At 44.0% G+C, this 18,529-nt stretch carries 12 protein-coding genes and 2 pseudogenes; 3 read left to right on the forward strand and 11 right to left on the reverse strand.

The window, feature by feature from the left end:
* From IO95_RS25010 to IO95_RS24665, 5 genes and pseudogenes are all read right to left on the reverse strand, one after another.
* Positions 1 to 770 (reverse strand): annotated as a pseudogene (locus IO95_RS25010) (IS3 family transposase); the annotation flags it as partial.
* A 61-nt stretch (positions 771 to 831) separates the two neighbouring features.
* Entirely contained in the window at positions 832 to 2,496 is a 1,665-nt protein-coding gene (locus IO95_RS04070) for an McrB family protein (RefSeq protein ID WP_037383983.1), read from the reverse strand.
* Positions 2,486 to 3,961, reverse strand: a complete 1,476-nt coding sequence (locus IO95_RS04075; protein ID WP_037383987.1) for a DNA cytosine methyltransferase — start codon at positions 3,959 to 3,961, stop codon at positions 2,486 to 2,488. Before IO95_RS04075 ends, IO95_RS04070 begins: the two co-directional genes overlap by 11 nt.
* Positions 3,958 to 4,176, reverse strand: coding sequence for a CopG family transcriptional regulator (locus tag IO95_RS26400; RefSeq protein WP_023492482.1), 219 nt, complete (start codon positions 4,174 to 4,176; stop codon positions 3,958 to 3,960). Before IO95_RS26400 ends, IO95_RS04075 begins: the two co-directional genes overlap by 4 nt.
* A gap of 194 nt (positions 4,177 to 4,370) precedes the next feature.
* Positions 4,371 to 4,778, reverse strand: a pseudogene (locus IO95_RS24665) (transposase family protein); the annotation flags it as partial.
* 506 nt (positions 4,779 to 5,284) lie between these two features.
* Here IO95_RS24665 and IO95_RS04085 point away from each other — a divergent pair.
* Complete coding sequence (locus tag IO95_RS04085) at positions 5,285 to 7,048, forward strand: DUF262 domain-containing protein (protein WP_037383990.1); 1,764 nt, start codon at positions 5,285 to 5,287, stop codon at positions 7,046 to 7,048.
* Positions 7,041 to 9,557, forward strand: a complete 2,517-nt coding sequence (locus IO95_RS04090) for a DUF262 domain-containing protein (RefSeq protein WP_037383993.1) — start codon at positions 7,041 to 7,043, stop codon at positions 9,555 to 9,557. The genes IO95_RS04085 and IO95_RS04090 overlap by 8 nt, the downstream gene beginning before the upstream one ends.
* 163 nt (positions 9,558 to 9,720) lie before the next feature.
* Here IO95_RS04090 and IO95_RS04095 read toward each other — a convergent pair whose 3' ends face one another.
* The 6 genes from IO95_RS04095 to IO95_RS04120 all read right to left on the reverse strand — a co-directional run bounded on the left by IO95_RS04095 (position 9,721) and on the right by IO95_RS04120 (position 16,833).
* Positions 9,721 to 10,827 (reverse strand): ImmA/IrrE family metallo-endopeptidase, encoded by a 1,107-nt coding sequence (locus IO95_RS04095; RefSeq protein ID WP_023492399.1) that lies wholly within the window; start codon positions 10,825 to 10,827, stop codon positions 9,721 to 9,723.
* Between the two features lie 11 nt (positions 10,828 to 10,838).
* On the reverse strand, positions 10,839 to 11,525 hold the full coding sequence (locus IO95_RS04100) for a hypothetical protein (protein ID WP_037383996.1): 687 nt from the start codon (positions 11,523 to 11,525) through the stop codon (positions 10,839 to 10,841).
* 293 nt (positions 11,526 to 11,818) lie between these two features.
* Positions 11,819 to 12,193 (reverse strand): transposase, encoded by a 375-nt coding sequence (locus IO95_RS04105; protein WP_037384028.1) that lies wholly within the window; start codon positions 12,191 to 12,193, stop codon positions 11,819 to 11,821.
* Between the two features lie 242 nt (positions 12,194 to 12,435).
* Positions 12,436 to 14,784, reverse strand: coding sequence for an inovirus-type Gp2 protein (locus IO95_RS04110; RefSeq protein ID WP_023491999.1), 2,349 nt, complete (start codon positions 14,782 to 14,784; stop codon positions 12,436 to 12,438).
* A 183-nt stretch (positions 14,785 to 14,967) separates the two neighbouring features.
* Positions 14,968 to 16,014, reverse strand: coding sequence for an inovirus-type Gp2 protein (locus tag IO95_RS04115; RefSeq protein WP_081878512.1), 1,047 nt, complete (start codon positions 16,012 to 16,014; stop codon positions 14,968 to 14,970).
* Positions 16,015 to 16,578: 564 nt separating this feature from the next.
* Positions 16,579 to 16,833, reverse strand: a complete 255-nt coding sequence (locus IO95_RS04120; protein WP_023492888.1) for an AlpA family transcriptional regulator — start codon at positions 16,831 to 16,833, stop codon at positions 16,579 to 16,581.
* 558 nt (positions 16,834 to 17,391) lie between these two features.
* Between IO95_RS04120 and IO95_RS04125 the strand changes: the two genes are divergently transcribed.
* Complete coding sequence (locus IO95_RS04125) at positions 17,392 to 18,420, forward strand: hypothetical protein (RefSeq protein WP_037383999.1); 1,029 nt, start codon at positions 17,392 to 17,394, stop codon at positions 18,418 to 18,420.
* The last annotated feature ends 109 nt before the right edge of the window (positions 18,421 to 18,529 follow it).

The following is an 18,529-nucleotide window of genomic DNA, read 5'->3' on the forward strand; positions in this document are numbered from 1 at the left end:
CCAGCCGATGACGGCTCGCGACCACAGGTCAATCACCACCGCCAGGTAAAGCCAGCCTTCATCTGTACGCAAGTAGGTAATGTCACCCGCCCATTTCTGATTCGGCCCACAGGCGGTAAAGTCTTGTTTCAACAGGTTTTCTGACACCGGCAAACCATGCTCACGGTAACTGACCGGCCTGAACCGGCGCGAGGCCTTTGCGCGCAGCCCCTGACGACGTAGGCTAGCGGCGATGGTTTTGACGTTGTACGCTGGAAGCTCATCAGTAAGACGTGGCGCACCATACCGCTGTTTTGCGTCACTGAATGCCTTTCCAACGGCCTCATCGCAGACAAGACGGAACTGCTGACGCGGGGTTATCTGATGATGACGTAGACGCCAGGCATACCAGCCACTGCGGGCGACACGGAGCACCCGACACATGGCTTTGATGCTGAACTCAGCCTGATGTTTTTCGATAAAGACATACTTCATTTCAGGCGCTTCGCGAAGTATGTCGCGGCCTTTTGGAGAATAGCCAACTCTTCATCACGTTCGGCTAATTGGCGCTTTAAGCGGGCATTTTCAGTAGCAAGAGTCTGTTCACGCTCAGAAGCAGATAGGTTTTGCTGTTGCTTAGTACGCCAAGCGTAGATTTGCGATTCATACAGACCGAGTTCTCGCGCAGCGGCGGCCACCCCAATACGTTGGGCGAGCTTAAGTGCTTCGTCACGAAAGGCGGGCGTATGTTGTTTACGGGGCTTGTTTTTCGTTGTTGATGTTTTAGTCATGAGTCACCTCTGGGTTAAGAGTTTACTCACTTAGTGCCGTGTCCACTATTGCTGGGTAAGATCACATCGCTTGGAAAGAGCCAAAATCGTCTAGATCACTTAATAATTTTCGAATATAGGATTGTGCTTGAGGCAATCCTTCGCAAATTTTCTCGAGGCTTTTGAGTAGTTGGCGTTGCCGTTCGGCTCCACGTAATTTAACTAGAACTTTTTGTACTAAGAGCTGGTCTGTAACATCTGAAGATTCTATCTTAATATGTTCAATGTTAAATGCGTGATAACGAACGAATTCCTCTATGAGTCGGTAGCCAAATCCAAGCCCATACTGCTGCATTATTTCATGGATTTCTGTTAGTTTAGGTTCCGATATCGCACATGCAGTGCGAAGATTTGGATAACGAGTCGCTAGTAGTGTTAAGAAACCCGAAGTATCTACAGTAGACATATCGATTACAGATGCCCTATCCAATACCTTGTCACTAATTGGGTTAGTTGTTTCATCAACATTAATGGTACCAATTATGAAAAGATTTGTTGGCAACGGTAATTCCGCACGGATGCTAGTTCCTGTGCTGCCTTCCAGGGGGACATTATTAGAATGTAACTGAAGGCTCCCTCCAGTTTCCATGCAGGATAGTACATCGGAGAAATAATATTCTATTCGGGCTAAGTTCATCTCATCAAGTACAACAAATACTGGGGATTCACGATGTGCAGTCGCAACTAAAACTGCCTCAAGAAAGGTCGGCACAACATATCGGTTTGTCAGTACGTCGTAATAACCTGTTAGACCTGTAGGATCAGTCCATTCCGGTCGAATTGGGCATTCAAAGAGCAAAGGGTCAATATCTTCACTATTTTTTAGTCCATGAACAGCTCTTGCATATTTCAATGCAAGTTGTGTTTTCCCTGTGCCTGACAAACCAGAAAGTATTACGAAATGTTTATGATCGAGGAAGTTTAGTGCTGCATGAAAGCGCCTTACTTCTCCATTCGGATAGTGTCCTCCTAGAGTTTTAACAGAGTCCTCGATCTCGTTGATTGACACGGATGAAGGCATGCGGAGCATTGAAGGTTTCAATGCCACTACATCATGCCATACTGTTAGTTCGCGAATTTTTCCCCTACCTACAAGTGTACCGAGCCATCCGATAAATTCTCTTGCTAGTAAACTACGTCTAGCAGAAGCTGTAGGGGGATGCAGAGCAATAACAATCTCATCTATTGTTACAGCGGGTTCGTATTGAGAAAGATCAAAATTTAGACTGTTCCAGAAGCCAGCATTACGCATCCAGAGTTGCCCATCCTGTGCTAAGTAGAGCGACACTAAGTTGTTTCTGTCACTATATTTAAAAGTTTTATCTGATTCGCTTGAGTCTGATTCCTCCTGACTATCATCATCCTGCCCTTTACCTGTAGCTTTACAAGCTAATCCTAGGCGTTTCATATCGGCAAGACGGGTAAGAAAATTGGCTTTGTCTTTACGAACGAGAATTGCAAAATAAACCTCATCCTCTGGAGGAAACTTCATAACACTCGCAATAATGAAAGCTTCAGCATCATCTCGGACTGCTTGAAGGTTTGCCACTCCAATCTGCATTCCCCCTTCAACGATCTTTGCACTATTAGATACTCCGAAAAGCTTATTAGTGCGGGTAGCCTTTGTAGCTCCAAAGTGTTTTTGTACTTCACTTAGGAATTTTTGTTGTCGTTCTTCAAGACTCATCTGATGCACCTTTTTCTTTATTTTTAAGTGTTTTCATCATGTGCATAGCTAATGCCTTAGCTAGTAAAGGTGGAACAGCATTTCCAATCTGTTTGAATGCAGGGTTCATTGTACCGCTGAAACGGAACCCATCAGGGAACGACTGTAAACGAGCCGCTTCGCGTACGGAGATCGTTCGTGCTTGCTTGCTATCATAGTGAATGTGACTATAACCGTCTTTACCTAAGTGAGCCATAAGTGTTCGTGCTGGTTGGTTATCCCACATTTTGCGCCATTTGTTTGGAAATTTGCTAGCATCATAAGGCGGAACAATTGAGTCCCATAATGCTTTGTATTCGGCAGTTCCCTCTATGAGTTTTTTTCCATTGGTTTGCACAGCAGCTAAACGTTCTTTAAACATATTAACAGCATGTGCATAAGCTTCAGGATACTGATCACCCTGACTCATCCGGGAAAATAACTCATAATCTCGAGGTAAAAAACGAATTACATGATCTCTTATACCATCAGTGGGGGCTTCATGCCCTGGCCAATTTCGCATTAGATCAGCATATGCGGATGCTTTCTTGGTACTATAGTCGACAGGTGTATCGAAACGGCGAGCTCCACGTGAAATGGCCCCAGTTGCTAGTAATTCACGAGCATTAATTTCTGGTAAGTCACCTAATGCATCTTTTGCGGTAACCACTGAAGGTAGATCATCTAAAGCTGCGGGCGGTTCTATATATGAATGTGTTGCATCTAAGCGGCCGCGTAATGTTTTAAGGGCAACAGAGCGAGAGCCTTCATACCCTGGTGGTAGCACTAACCAGTTCGTCGGTTTTGGGAAAGAAACTTCACTAGAAATTTCTTTTCTATATGCAATCAAGAACATACGTTCACGCATCTGAGGAACACCATAAAACGCGGCGTTCAGTAATGTGTAGCCACAGATGTAGCCTTTTGCTTCTAAAACTTCGCAGGTCTCTTCTGCAATGTTTTGTCCGCCATGATTCAGTATATCGGGTACATTTTCCATGAGGACAGCTAATGGTTGGAAAGCATCAACATACTCTAAATATTTTTTATATAACTGAGCTCGAGGATCATGAATAAATGCCTCTGGATGCTCTTCTATTTCACGTAACTTAGAACGGCCAACACGGGCAAAAGCTTGGCATGGCGGGCCCCCTATAACTACATCAAATGCATCTGAAACAGTACCGAGCTCCAGTTGAGAACATAACTCAGTCGGTGAAGTTTTTGTAATATCGATAGGAGTACTATGTTCTTCAGCGCCATTGTGAAAATTTATGCCATGGGACTTTGCTGCTTCGGGATCAAACTCCACTGCTCCGCGAATTTCGAAACCAGCGGCTTCGAAGCCAAGGGATAGCCCACCACAGCCAGCAAAAAGGTCCAAAACACGAGGTTTTGCCGAAGTCTGCAGTCGTTCCAGCTTACGAAGGATGATGTCATTACTCATTGTGATTCTGAACCTTGTCGGATGGACCGAAGTAACAGTAGCTGTGATTTCCCATGATGTTCATTTAGAAAACATTGTACAGCCATGCGTATGATCCATGCAGACGAAACCTGGTTAGCCTCAGCTAGCGCTTGTACTTGTGAATGAACATCTTCAGATAGCATAACTGAGGTTCTGACAGATTTCTTGTCAGCGTTGATGGGGATGCGAGCCATGAATTAGTCTCCGTCAGTTTTTTTGTTGGCACCATTATGCATCACTATACATCATTTCACACCACGCATATATTCGACGCTACCTTTTTACTGTGTGCAGTGTTTTTTACCCTGGTAGTGTCTCTGGCACAACACGCAGTACCAGGATTTGGTTGCAATCGGTGCCGGTAGCCAGCCCATCGTTTTGCGCAATTCTGCATCCCTGATGCCACTGCCGCTCGTCTTCCTGCTTCTCCGCCGGCAATTAATCCCAACTGATGCTGCATATTTTGCAGTAATGTCGAAGACTGCTGTTGTGGGCCAGCAAAGGGAGCCAGCGATTCAGCAAAGATCTTGCGTGAACAGGATGGGTTACGACAGTACCAGTGCCGGACGGTAAAGATTAACCAGAGTGTCTGGCCTGAGCATGGAAGATGCTGTCTCCGTCGTCGACGGCAACTATGAACAGAGCTGCTGCGCTGAAGACATTCAGGGCATTGCGCTGTTTTACGCGTGGCACGGAGATGTAGGGTGAGCCCATCAGAGCTAATAATTTGTCGGCTGGATTGCCATCCACAAGGTAGCTGCAAAAGTGTCTTAAGTGAGGGCATCTCGTTATCCATAACTTAAAACAGCTTAGATCCTTGTTAACTAAAAAGTTTCATTGTTTTTCTTCCACCTAGGTTGCGGAAGACCCAGCTTTGCATTGTTGGTAACAACAAGGCGATACGCAGACGCTCGGCACTTCCAGCCCTAACCTGACGGCACTCTTCGATGACTTCAGCCCACTGCTGAGCAATACGTGGCGTTTCATTAACAGATGAATTGGCTCTTACTTTTGAGCTCGTTAGATTTAGGTTGGGACCTTGAGGATGAAAATCGGCGTCTCAAACGGATGTTTGCTGACCTCAGGGTACGATGTCAGTCGCTGTTATCTGCCCGAGCTTCGACGCACCACAAAAAGATGTCCCTGTTATAGGGAAAAAGATCGATTGCACCATTTTCAAGCCAATACTTTACTGACCGATAGGTTTTTTATGATGTAGAAACAGTCGACGGTACCAACGTGAATTCGCTCTGCTATAGTGCTAAATACTTTGGCAACCACATACTGGGAAGTTTAACCGAAATGGATAGGACACAACCATCTGAGAAGCTTTGCCTCCGCAACATCTATGAAGTTTTAGGGGAAGCGTTTTACATCCCCGCTTATCAGCGAGGGTATCGCTGGGGTGCTATCCAGGTGAAGGAACTACTGGATGATATTTGGGAGTTCAGTCAACTGGCTGGGGGTAACGACTCTACATTTTATTGTCTTCAGCCTGTGATTGTGGTTCGAGAGGAAGATCGTTGGCAGGTTGTGGACGGACAGCAAAGGTTAACTACGCTTTATCTTATTTTGTATTTTTTAGAGCAAGAGCACCTAAGACGGCCTTTGGCTGATGCTTACAAAAAAAACTTGTATACGTTGCATTATGAGACACGCCCTAAATGTGAAGCATTTTTACAGAGTATTCATGAGCAGTCCGATACTGACAATATTGATTTTTTTCATATGGCTCAGGCATACCAAGCTATTCAAAATTGGTTCTCTGAAAAAGATTATAATGACAATAACAAGTTGCTAGCGACGTTATTGGCCAAGTCGCCTGATGAACGCTCCGTAAAGGTGATTTGGTATGACTTAAGTGAAGAGTGCGCTAATAATGATTATGCCATTGATGTTTTTTCCCGTATTAATATTGGTAAGATTCCTCTGACCAATGCTGAGTTGGTTAAAGCACTATTTTTGCAACAAAACCACTTTTATAGTGACCAAGCGAGATTGAAGCAGTTGCAGATTGCAACTGAATGGGATGCTATAGAAAAGAGGCTGCAGGAGCCTGCATTCTGGTATTTTATCAGCGATTCAAGCAAGCGTTATTCAACTCGGATTGAATACATCTTCGATTTAATGAAGAGGAAAAAGTCTAGTGACGAGGCATTTTTCACATTCCATAAATTTCATGAAGATTTCAAAGCTGGTACGGTCGTTATTGAAAATCTTTGGCAAGGGGTTAAACGTTATTTCCTAACCTTTGATGAATGGTTTCATGACCGAGAGCTGTACCACTTGATCGGTTTCTTAGTGGATTGCGGTGAAAAAGTTGCTGAGTTAAAGGCTGAATCGGAACGTTTGGGTTCAACGAAAACGGATTTCAAAAACTATTTAAAAGATCGCATCCGCCGACAAGTTAATTGTGCCACTACATTGGAAGAGCTTGAGTATAGCGACTTACGCATCAAAAAGTTGCTCCTGTTATTCAATATTCAAACATTATTGTCTACTAAAGAAGCTGACATTCGTTTTCCTTTTGATCGTTATAAGCAAGAAAAATGGGATATTGAACATATTAGATCGCAAACCGGCTTGACTCCTACTGGTACTGCTCGCTTGGAATGGCTAACGGATATTAAAAATTATTTTAATGGAAGCCGTTTTAAAGATGCTTCATTGGAAAAGGAGAAAAAGTATGCTGTCAAGGCAGTTGAACTGTTAGCTCAGGATCGTATCGGTGATGATGAATTTGGCACATTCTACACTGAAGTTGTCAGTTACTTCGAGCAAGGTGAAGTATCTTGGGTAAACCAACTAGGCAACCTAGCTCTGTTAGACCATTCAACCAACCGAAGCTACAAAAATGCGCTGTTTACGATCAAACGTGAACGCATCATAGACAATGATAAGCATGGGATTTTTGTCCCTATTTGTACTAAGAACGTCTTTTTAAAATATTACAGTCAGTCTGTAACCGAGTTTATGCACTGGACAGAGTTGGATGCTAAGGATTATCTGATGGAAATATGTCGAGTCTTGAAGGAGTATTTACCTGAAGGAGAAGAAAATGAGTGATGAAAAAAACAATACAAGCTCGGGTGAACGACTCAGTTTTTATCAGTTGTTTGAACAAAAGAACATGAAGGTAGAGATCCCTATTATCCAACGGGATTATGCTCAAGGGAGAGGCGAAGCCCAAGAGGTTCGGGAAACTTTTCTGCAGGCTTTGCACGACTATCTGGAGAAGGGAGAACCTTTCAGGGATTTGGATTTTGTTTATGGAAGTGTGACTGATAATGTTAATGGTCGGGATTGCTTTATACCGTTGGACGGTCAGCAAAGATTGACGACACTTTTCTTACTACACTGGTATCTTGCACAAATTTCCGATCAGGTAGAGTCATTCCGGCAGGTATTGAGTACGGGAGGATGCTCCCACTTTACCTATGAAACGCGGAGCAGTTCGAGAGAGTTTTGTAATGCGTTGGTCACTAATGATATCGATTTCAGTACGTTATTAAGGGAGTACGGTGCCGAGTGTTTGAGTAAAACGATCAAAGACAAGGCGTGGTTTTATTTGTCATGGGAAAATGATCCTACTATTCGTTCAATGTTGACGATGCTGGATGCGATTCATCGCCAATTTTCTGAGAACACAGATTATTTTGACAAGCTGACAGATAGAGAATACCCAATCATTACATTTCGATTTCTGAATCTTGCTGAGTTTAAACTTACGGATGATCTCTACATAAAAATGAATGCTAGAGGAAAACCTCTGACGGATTTTGAAAATTTTAAGGCGAGACTGGAAAAAATAATTAAGTCATTTACCGGGGAATGGCCGGAGTATCGATTGTGTTTTAAGGATGCGCCTGTATCTTGCTATGAGTATTTCATTCATAAGATTGATACGGATTGGACGGATTTGTTCTGGTGCTACCGAAACGTTGCAACGAAAGATGACACGTTCGATGATGAACTGATGAACTTTATTGCCCTGAGTGTTGCCAACTTTCTGATGCTGAAGGATTCAAGAGGAAGTTATATTTTGCAGCAACGGCTATTTGGTTTAGGCGGTAGAGTCAATCAATTATCCCTGATGGAGTATGAGCAAAATGGGGATCTATCCCAACAACTAATCATTAATTTAATAGCACAATTGGATGTTTTGCAGGGTAATTCCACTTTATGCTCAGGTGTATCGAGGTATCTGGAAAAAAATAAGTACTACGATGAAGATGCTATATTCAAGAAAATTATCACCAACAACTCAAGCTTTGCAGAAAAACTGAGATTTCATGCTTTTTATGCCGGGGTGGGTAATGGTAAAATGGGCTCTGAATTATTGTCTTGGATGCGAGTCGTTTTCAACCTCACTGAGAACACTATTTTTAACACTATAGATGATTACCATAAGGCATTGCTGTCTATCAGTGAGTTGGCCAAAATGGATGGCAATATTTTGAATTTGCTAATTAATGATGTGCAAATAAAAGGTTTCCTTACTGTTCAAATATTTGAAGAGAGACTGAAAGCTCATCTAATTATGAAAACCTCTGAGTGGAGTACAGCTATTATTGAACTGGAATGTCATGAGTTTTTCAGGGGGCAGATTGGTTTTGCATTAAAATTTAGTGGAATTGTCGACTATTTTTATGAACAGGGTAATGTTGAATGGCAGGATGCTAATGAAAGCTACTTTCAGAAATTCAAATACTACGCCATGTGTGGTTCTGTAGTTTTTACTGAAATTGGACTCCGTAGAAGTATTATTAATTATGCTTGGGAAAGAGCTGTTCTTTCAAAAGGTGATTATCTCACAAGATCCAGTGCAAATCGATTTAATCTGCTCAGTACTCGTACATTTAACAATAACATGGCTCGTGACAATTCTTGGCGACGATTTATGAGGCTCTCTTTGCAGCCTAATGACTCGTGGAATCAGCAACAACAGTATGTCAAAGATGTGCTTGATGATCCCGCTTTTGATCCATCTGACTTAAGAGGGGGACTAGAAGCTATTTGTACTAAGGCGTTGACCGAATGCCCATTTGGTTGGCGTTTCATGTTGATTGCTAAGCCTAAACTAATAGGGCTTAGCAATCAGGGTTTTATTGTGAGGACTTCTGATGAAGTCATTCTGTTACACCAGTCTCAACGGAATCACTACCATAGCGAGCTTTACTCCAAATTCCTAGAGTTGGAGCTGAGAGATAGCAGAATAAATACTGCACCTTTCAAAAAAATAGAATATAAAAGTGTTCGTAGTGGTGAGGATATATCTTTTTTGGCCTTCAACGGCTTATTTTTAAATGAGCAGGAGTTTGAGTTAGAGATATCCTACAGTCGCAACCAATATTGCCTTTTGTTCTATCGCGATGGGTCATCCCCTTTTCCATATGAATTGCAGAGTACTCTGCGCTTTTGCGACTTTACTGTTCTTAATGAATTAGAGGGTTTTAATCAAGCCGATTGGGATTGTAACGATGATAATTATGTGTACTACTGCGGCACACCTCAACAGGCGTTTGCAAAGATATCTGAGCTTTGTACTCTACTAGTGGAATTAAGTGATGACTAGTAGAGTTATTATCAATGCAAGAAGGATATACCTCTAATCTGGATTATAGGAATTATTCTTTTATGACTTAATAGGAGGGCCTTTACCGGCTCTCCCGCAACCCTGAGAACTGTTTCATATAGCTTTAGTTGAAATATTGTAGGCCCTACTGGGCCTGAAAAGGTTATACAAGTTTGAGGGTTGGTTTCGCAGCAGGTGAAGAATACCCGCCACCCTCGACAGCCGCAACACCAAATAACAGGCTAGATAGCTCATCCAGCGGAATATTTAGTTTTTTGGCAATCACAGGCAATGTTACACCTTCAGCCTGAAGCATTGATAAAACTCTATCAATGATGAGCGATCTTTCCCTTTCGATTCCACCTGGCTCTCCATAACGGTAACCTCTGGCAGAAGCATCTCTCATGAGGCTGTTGTACTGCCACTCTGATAAACCACAAAGGTTCCGCATACGAACGATAAGCGCAATAGCTGAGACGAGCCAATTCGATTTAAGCTGTATAATCTTATCCAATGTTGGGACAGCCATTTTAACTGCAAGTACGTTCTCTTTTGGCATAAGGAATGCGGAAGCAAATGCATCAGCCTCTTTCTCAATGTCAGCTCCTTGCAATACACCATGGCGATGCATGACCAAATGCCCAAGTTCATGAGCTGCATCAAAACGACTTCTTTCACCTGTTTTTTTTGTATTCAGGAAAATGTAAGGAATACTGTCTTTCCAGAATGAAAATGCATCGATATCAGCTGTGTTCTCTGACAAGAAAAATACCTTAACGCCATTCTTTTCCAGGAGATGAACCATGTTAGGAACACTTTTCTTCCCAAGATGCCACTCTTCCCTCAGAGCTTCAGCCGCAGCCTCTGGAGCTGTGCCTCTCATGTCAGGGAGACAAGGAACTGGTAAATTGAATCTGGTGTTAAAATAAGTCGCAACAATAACCCCGAGGCCTCCAGCACCAATTGCTGCATGTTGATCGACAGCTTTAGTCCTACGTAACGAGCGAAATGACACCGTAGATGGATCTATACTTTCAAGGTCATCACCGAAGAAAAACGACTCTGGATAATGCAGTGCTTTTGAGTAAGCAGCTACAGTGGCTGGAGTGGGTTCATACAGACAATATGATTTTTCATATTCAATGATGATGCGTGAAGATAATCCAGTTACTTCGGCAAGCTCTTTCAGGGTTAACTTTCTCCGGATACGTGCCAGTTTTAGTCTGGAAGGATTAAACAGACGCCTGTTTTCTTTATCGTTTGTATTCATTTCATTTCATTTCATTTCATTTCAATAGAAATAGAAACATCATCCGTGAAATCTTCTTCTGGGAAGATGTCAGCGCCATCAAATGGTAGTGGATTGATAATTAACCTCTCGCTCCAGTAATTAACTTTCGCGAAACCATTCACCATCTTCATGCCTACGGGGAAAGAAATCTCACAGCGGATTTCTTGCTTGCCTGCATCGTAGTAGTAAAGCACGATATATGTTCTAGTGCTGTCAGCAGAAGAAACTGGCAGCAGAGCTAGGCCATCTGTTGAGTGCATAGGATGTTCTGACGGGAACATTTCAATCGTATCGGAGTTACTGCTCACGATACTCATTGTTGCTTCACCTTTCGCATTTTTAGTTTTCGGCCATCCATCAGCTAGCCCTGTATCTTTATCCCCTGATGTGATGATCAGATTGACGCCATGTGTCGGGTTGGATACGAGTTCCATGCGATTCTGACGTACCATTGTCCAACCGCAATCTTTGGAAATTAATACGCTGCGCATTGATGCGACCAACTCACTCCAGAATCGAAAACCACCATCAATAACAGGGTGTAGTTTGGTTGTGCGACGCCTCTCGTAAAGCGCTGAGGTTAGAGCATCAATAATGTCTTGTTCATCAATCCCCATTTTCGTCAAGCAAGCCTGGGAATCCTGCGGAGAAAAGGTCCTGCATTGTGGAACGCTCATAGATGGAACCCTTTAAAATAATCACTTCATGATTTTTACATAAAAATTATGATGAAATCAAGAAGTGAAATATCTAATTTTTTTCTTAGATGAAGATATCTTCCAAGGCAGAAATTCTTAGATAATTGGTTTTTCAGTACAGACTATAAGCGACACTTAGTTTCATTATGTACCAACTTTTTATAAAATGTAATAAAATACAAAGAGATGGCTGTGCACTGTTGGTGATAGTATTGGGTTTATTGGAGACGAAACTCTCGGCGAAAGGAGACTAGCAACTACAGTTCTTTTTTCTACTGCTTGTTTTCTTTCTGGCTTTGCTTGAGGGCGGCTTTATCATCAAGAGAAGGAACCTGCAAAAAGGCCTGTTTCCATTGCACTACCTGTGCAGGGTAAAGCCCCTTTTTACGGCAATATTCTGCGATTTCCGTTTCACTCAATGTGGCGGTTTCCACGATAACCACCAGCCGCGCTTCGGCAGGCCACTGTTCACTGTTTTTCTCTGCACCGGGCACCGGTTTCCCCTCTGTTTTAGCCTGATTACGCCAATTGTAGAGAGTAGCTTCCGATATCCCTTCCATCTGTGCAACAGCTGCGACGGTCATATTGTAAGGGGGCAGTAATTTTGCCAACACGCTGACTTTACGTTCTGAAGAAATTCGTTTCACTTGTCACTCCGTCGCCCTCTGGATCTATGTTTAGAAGGGGGTAACAACTATGCTGACACTGAGGGGAGCTTGTACTAGGTTATCTCAGTAAAGGGCTAAATTTAATGGAGCTTTATGTTGGGAATTTTAGAGAACCGCGTAAGGCTCAAGAAATTTAGTACAACTGACACCACATCGTCGCAAAGCCTACCAGTGTGGTGTCAGTTGATACTAATTTGCAACGTAAATGGTGATAACCTAAATCATATGCCAGTAGCTGTACGAGTACCACCACCGTGCAGAGTAACCCGCGGGCGACAGTTGACCTTGACGGTGCTCCGCGTGAAGGCCGCATCGGTTGCCCTGCTTGCCCACACGAAGGCTTCACCAGGTGCTAAGCGGCTCAAGTCTTCAGGCTCCAGGTGCCGCAGGGCGGAATTGGCCTTCTGGATGTGTTTCAGCCAGGCGGGCGAGTTGAAGCGGTGGAGATAGAGCTGTGTCGACAGCTCTATCAGTGCCACGGGAACGGACGGCGGGTCCTGTGATGCCACCAGAATACTGGTAGCCTTGTGGCGCATCTCACGAACAATTTCTACAAGGCCCGCTACCAGACCGTCATCGCTGATGTACTTGTGAGCTTCATCGAATACCACCAGCTTGCTGAAGGTCTCACCCTGCCAGGTGGCTTCAGCAAATATTTGCAGCATTACGACAAACAGACCCAACGCCTCGGCCTTCTCGATGTACTCGTCACGTAGGTCGACAATAATCAGTCGCCCTGGTCGTAACAGCGTCTGCAGACGCTGAGTGTCATCAATATACTCACTGGCAAAATTCAGGCGCTGTTGTGCCATTTTTTTCTTCTGCGTGCCAAGTTCGGACTCGTTCACGGCCTCACGTAATGTCTCAAGTGTGAGCTCACCACGCAGTGTGCGCATTAGACCGTTGATTTGACGCACATACAGACTTGGGTTGCCCACCGTACCCATTAAAAATTTCCAATGTGATGCATTGAGTTCAGCAGCAGAAAACGCGATGGGGAGAACGGGAATGTCTGGGTGTTCCTCCCGTCGCTGCGCCACCTTGCTGGCCGGTGTCAGAATCAGCACATCCTTCAGTGCTTGTGGTGTAGCCCGGTATTGCTCTCTCAGCCGCGCAATATCCGCCTCTACCGAGTTTGCTTGCCCCATGGAGGTAAACTCGGGAGCGTAATCCTGTGTTGTACTGTAGTGGAAGATAACCCCTGCCCGTGGGGCGGGCAGGGTATTGATATTGTCGATACTGGCCAGGGTCATCTCGATGAGCGAGCCCAGCGTATAGCTTTTACCACTTCCCTGCAGACCGAAAGCGCAGATGGTTTGAGGATGGTTCAGGTCCACACCGATGGTCTTGCCATTGGCTTCGCCGAGAATGCCGTATTGTGCTGACGGTGTTTGATTAATCCCCAAAACTGTATCTACCGTTGGCGGTGGCAGCGGGATAGGTTCAGCTTTGGGCTGTGTCAATGATAAAGGGGCGGAGGGCTTTTCAGGCATCACCGATGGTGGTCGCGGTGTTGTTATCGACCGTACCACCATTGCACTGCTAAAGGTACGCCACTGATTGGGTAGGTTCAGACTGGCGTAGGTGTCTGTCTGTGTCATGTTATCGAGTATCCGGTACAGTTTTTCCGGTGCTGCAGTGTCGCTCTGATAAAACATCATTAATCCTGGATAGGCGTAATCGTCCTGAAGGTCTCTTCGGCAGAAGGATTGCCCTGTTTTCTGAGTAACAGCCTGCCAGCAGGTACCGATATCCACGCCGATACGGGTCTGGAGGTCCACCTGCGCGGCGTTGAAAAAGCACAGCAACTGATAGCTGAATCCTTTGATAGGGCCGTGTTCAAGCTTCCAGGTATATCCTGCGCAATGGCGAAAGTGCGGATGGCTGTGCAGCATGGCCAACAACTGGCGTCGGTGTTGGCGAACCTGCTCCGGTGAAATGTTGTCTTTGACTGCTTGTGCGTAGCTCAGGTCAAGCCCCACCATCATCAGTGATTTGTATTGATGCAGTAGCGAATCAATCACGCGCCGCGCTTTTTGCCGATGGAATTCGTTTTTCATCAAGAACTGTTGTACTTGATACAGGTGCCTCACCGTCTCGATGCTTTCCCGAAAGTCGTAGAATAAGCGCTTCAGCCAATTAGCCTGCTCAGCGGTGTCCTGGTGATAAATGGCGCAGTTATCATTGTGCTGCAGGTAGCTATCGTGGCATCGCTTTGCCATCTGGATGAAGCGGTCCAGTGTGGGGTGAAGTCTACGGTAGGGTGGCAGATTTTCTGCCAACAGAGCGGCTTGTCCTGGGGTTGTTAACCTCAAATTGCATTTTAAGGCATTAGAGCAGGCTAATGAGTCGTGATTGGGAAAGGTGGTTAGCGACGTTTGCTGGACCAGGCGCTGGAGTGCCTGTAGTCGTCCGTAAATATTGTCCAGAGTGTCGTAGTCGTGGGTGGGTAATAGGGTTTCAGAGCCTGACTCCTGTGTTTGCAGTAGTGAGGTGGCGAGCTGCAAATGGGCATGGTACTTATCGGTTTTAAAATGTTTCTGATATTGATTATCCATAAAGGCGCTCATGATTTATGCCTGTAAGGGGCCTGTCAGGCAGATTTGTGGTGAATGTGCGCTGGGTACTTCATTGAGGGGTGGAGTATCCAGCAACACGAAGGGTGAAGAAGGTGTTTCTCATATCCGTGGTCATGGAGATAAAAATTAACTGGAATGCGGTAGTTGCTGCAGGTGGCGGTCGCCGGTTAATGCTCAGGACGAACGGGGACGCCCACGACGAACGGCTGAGGGTTGAGCCATCTCCCCCCGCCCAAAGGACCTGGCACCGTTTGGCAACGCCAGGCGGGCGTAGGTATCGACTTTGCACAGGTAGCGAACCGCGATGTTCAATCCCTGCCGCTTGGCTGTGTCGGTATAGTGAAGCAGGCCAATGCCCGGGAAGCGATAACGTGCCTTATCAGCATTACAGTTGTGGTAATGCCCAGCCCCTGCGGTAATGACATCACGCCAGTATTCGCCCAGCAACCGTGCCAGCGTCACGTCCTGCCGGACCCGGGCCCCGTCATAGAACACCAGGAGGTGATAGTGAAAGCCCCTGTAGCGTCCGTATTCAAGCTTCCAGACATACCCCACACAGGCCTGAAACAGGCGATGTGCCTGCAGGTTCTTGAAGAAACGCTGGCGATGCTGACGGGCCAATTCGGTGGTGATTGTCGTTTTGGTCTCGTTGCGATAAGACAGGTCAACCCGGACAATCAGCAATCTGGCGTGCTGTTCAAACAGGGCGTCAGTGTACCGAAGGGCACCGCACAGATTTTTACTGGCTGCACGTTGGTATTGGCGAGATTGACGCTTGTGTGACGGTGTCTTCAGCCCAGACCTGAATTGTCGAATAAAGGTATTCAAGCGCTCTGCCAACTGTGTTATCGCTTCTGGTGTGTTATCAGTCATGGCCAGATGCTGTTGAATGTTGTGCTGACTCGCCAGTTGATGGAATAACGTCAAGGTGGGGTGAGGCTCACGCCATTCATCGTTTAAAGCATTCAGTGATAGCAATCGCTTCAGAGCGAGTAATATCCGCTTTCCTGTTGCAGTAGGCTTTAATGATGCGTACTGGGCGGATGGAACGACATGTACGCTGAATTCATCTCGGTCTGATTTGGCGATGTATTGTGTTTCATTGAAGAGATAAAGTAGCTCCTCAAGATAATTGACATCGTGGGTGACGTGTATAGACGATGCCTCGTCTTCATTGATGCTGGTCGACAGTGTCAGGTATGTTTCATAATTCATGGTCATGTTTATATATCCCAAGAGTCATGAGTGGAAAGCAGAGTCATGAGCGACTCTGCGTTATTGCTGAAGTGGATGGTGGGTTGTGTATTAAAAAATATCACCAGTCACTCTGCGTTATAAGGTGACATGCTATTCTGACGACTGTCTGTATAGGCAGGCAGTGCAGATTAAATTTACAACCATTGGTGAGAGATTAGGGCTGATTTAATTCGCAAGGTGCTTCGCGCTCTGATTGAGTTTAACCCAAGTTTAATGACTTGACTCAGTCTGACGGTTTCACTCGTTCAAGGGTTAATTGGATGGGTTGAATAACTGAATAAATGTTAATCCAATAGTGCCAATGTAATTACCAATCCAATGGCATAACTCAATCAATATCAATTCAATAATATAGAATCCCTAAATAACCACACCATCACTTAGGGTCAATGGATATCCTTTAGCAATATCCTTTACCCTATGGCAAGAGAAAACAAAAAAGAATCAGCATGGTAAGTTAGTGTGCTTTCTTGCTGGAAATATTAACGAAAATCCGGAGTTGGAAAATACAGAAGGTGAGGTTGATGATTACAGGCCGACAGTAGGCAATTCTTGATAGTCTGGAGGAATATAGTCCGGACGTGATTCTCTTATTCTTTCTACTTCCCAGGCTAACACTTCACTTTTCAGCCAGCGTGAACGACGGCCAAATTTTATGGCAGGCGGAAAGCGCCCAAGAGCAATCAATTTATAAAACCATTTATCCGTCATGCCGGTATGGGCAACGATAAACGCCATATCGACAAACTGGTCATTCAACAGACTTTTGATAGGGGATGACATGTTATTTTTCTCCATGGTGATGAGTGAATGGAGAACGGACTGCGGCAACGTCAGTTGGCATTTTGATTTATGCCAGTGCGCCACAAAGTTCTCTATCACATCAGTCAGCCAAGTAAAAAATAACCTGAATTGCTTAATGGCCTGGTTGCGATTTCATTAAAAATGATAGGGTGGATATATGTACACCCATACAACCAGTACATTTCTGTTGAAATTTTATCAACTCATTTTCTGTTTATATCCCCATCATAACTCAAGCCTCACCCCCCTCTTGGTCACTTGTTTGAGCTGGTTCATGGAGAACTATGTTGCCTCCATTTTTCTGTAAAGCGAATTATTTAGAGTTTAGTTCATGTTTAAATGCATGTAATCAGCCATTCTTATGGGGTTTTTAAATGATAAAAACCACGATTTATCTACTAAAAATCATTACTTTTAATACATAAAAACCACTAAAAATCTCTGGATTATTTCATTTTTTAACAACTGAATCGACACGTGACCTTCTTTGATATAAAGTCATTTTGGGGATTGAGCATTGATTAACAGGTGGAAGCTATGACATTCAGTGAGATGAGGGGCCGAGCAAAGGTAGGTTTTCTTGAATATAAAAAAGAGTTTTTATTTAATGAAAACGCGGCTAATCGCATTGATGTACTTAAACGAGTTGCAGCAACATTTAACCACATGACATTGTCTAAGGTAATGTTTTCACTAAAAGAAAAATGCGTAGCTATGAATTTCGCTAAAATGGTAAGATCAATAGAAAGTATGGCGTTTTGTGTCGCCAATGAGATGTACAGAACATACAAAGATAAGTCTCTGGATAAACTCATAGAGTTAAATACAAAGTTAACAGAAGATGTTTTCCCGAAAAATAAAATGGCATGGTTAAAAAAAGACAAAGAGGCTTGCTATTACCTATGGGTACTCATTATAAATATAAAGTGGAAAGATATTCTGTCATCAAAGCCAGTGGATCTCTATAATAGTTATAATTACAAGGTTGGTGATGGAAATGAAATGGCAGCAATCGACTTGCTTGGGGTTCGCGATTTTTCACCAGATCACTTAAACCGCTATTTTTCATTGGTGAGATTTTTTGAAAAACTACCTTTCCCAAGTGAAATAGGCATCAACTATCTGGATTCTATTTTCGAGGATTATAAAAACACAAAAGAAGAGTGTCGACATAAAATAAATATAAAGAACCTGACAAAAAGCGATGAATTAATAGTCTTTTCACTTGATTATCTTAGAAAGAAAGGGACGGTGAAAAGAAATGGGTTAATGCCAATCACGCATCATGACAACCGGCCTGCATTAATCACGCATATCTATCTTGAGTGTCTAGAAAATGCCGATTTCCCTGGCAGGATGAATTTGCTATTAAAGGCTTGGTCGCAGCATAAAGCACGCAAAGCGCCAAAGAAAACTGTAAAAAAAGCACAGAATCATACGCTTCCCGTTCTCAGTGAATCTGATGCTAAATTACTTCGTGAAATAGCAATGAAATTTGATGTCAATGAAGAGGGCATTTTGAGTGAAGCAATAGGCTTCTATTATGACCAGATGATGAAGTTTTAACTGTTCGCGATAAAGCTATTTTTTAGGGAAGAGGTTTTTTATAGCTTGCTCATTTTTGAGTATGAAAAACCGCCTACAATCTGGTGGTGACATAGATGCTACCAAGATA

Source organism: Serratia sp. DD3 (genome assembly GCF_000496755.2).

Excerpts from the sequence above, each read along its gene's own strand:
- IO95_RS04115 (WP_081878512.1), bottom strand. The coding sequence starts at position 16,014 with ATGACCATGAATTATGAAACATACCTGACACTGTCGACCAGCATCAAT.
- IO95_RS04125 (WP_037383999.1), top strand. The coding sequence starts at position 17,392 with ATGACATTCAGTGAGATGAGGGGCCGAGCAAAGGTAGGTTTTCTTGAA.
- IO95_RS04100 (WP_037383996.1), bottom strand. The coding sequence starts at position 11,525 with ATGAGCGTTCCACAATGCAGGACCTTTTCTCCGCAGGATTCCCAGGCT.
- IO95_RS26400 (WP_023492482.1), bottom strand. The coding sequence starts at position 4,176 with ATGGCTCGCATCCCCATCAACGCTGACAAGAAATCTGTCAGAACCTCA.
- IO95_RS04085 (WP_037383990.1), top strand. The coding sequence starts at position 5,285 with ATGGATAGGACACAACCATCTGAGAAGCTTTGCCTCCGCAACATCTAT.
- IO95_RS04075 (WP_037383987.1), bottom strand. The coding sequence starts at position 3,961 with ATGAGTAATGACATCATCCTTCGTAAGCTGGAACGACTGCAGACTTCG.
- IO95_RS04110 (WP_023491999.1), bottom strand. The coding sequence starts at position 14,784 with ATGAGCGCCTTTATGGATAATCAATATCAGAAACATTTTAAAACCGAT.
- IO95_RS04095 (WP_023492399.1), bottom strand. The coding sequence starts at position 10,827 with ATGAATACAAACGATAAAGAAAACAGGCGTCTGTTTAATCCTTCCAGA.
- IO95_RS04120 (WP_023492888.1), bottom strand. The coding sequence starts at position 16,833 with ATGTCATCCCCTATCAAAAGTCTGTTGAATGACCAGTTTGTCGATATG.
- IO95_RS04070 (WP_037383983.1), bottom strand. The coding sequence starts at position 2,496 with ATGAGTCTTGAAGAACGACAACAAAAATTCCTAAGTGAAGTACAAAAA.
- IO95_RS04090 (WP_037383993.1), top strand. The coding sequence starts at position 7,041 with ATGAGTGATGAAAAAAACAATACAAGCTCGGGTGAACGACTCAGTTTT.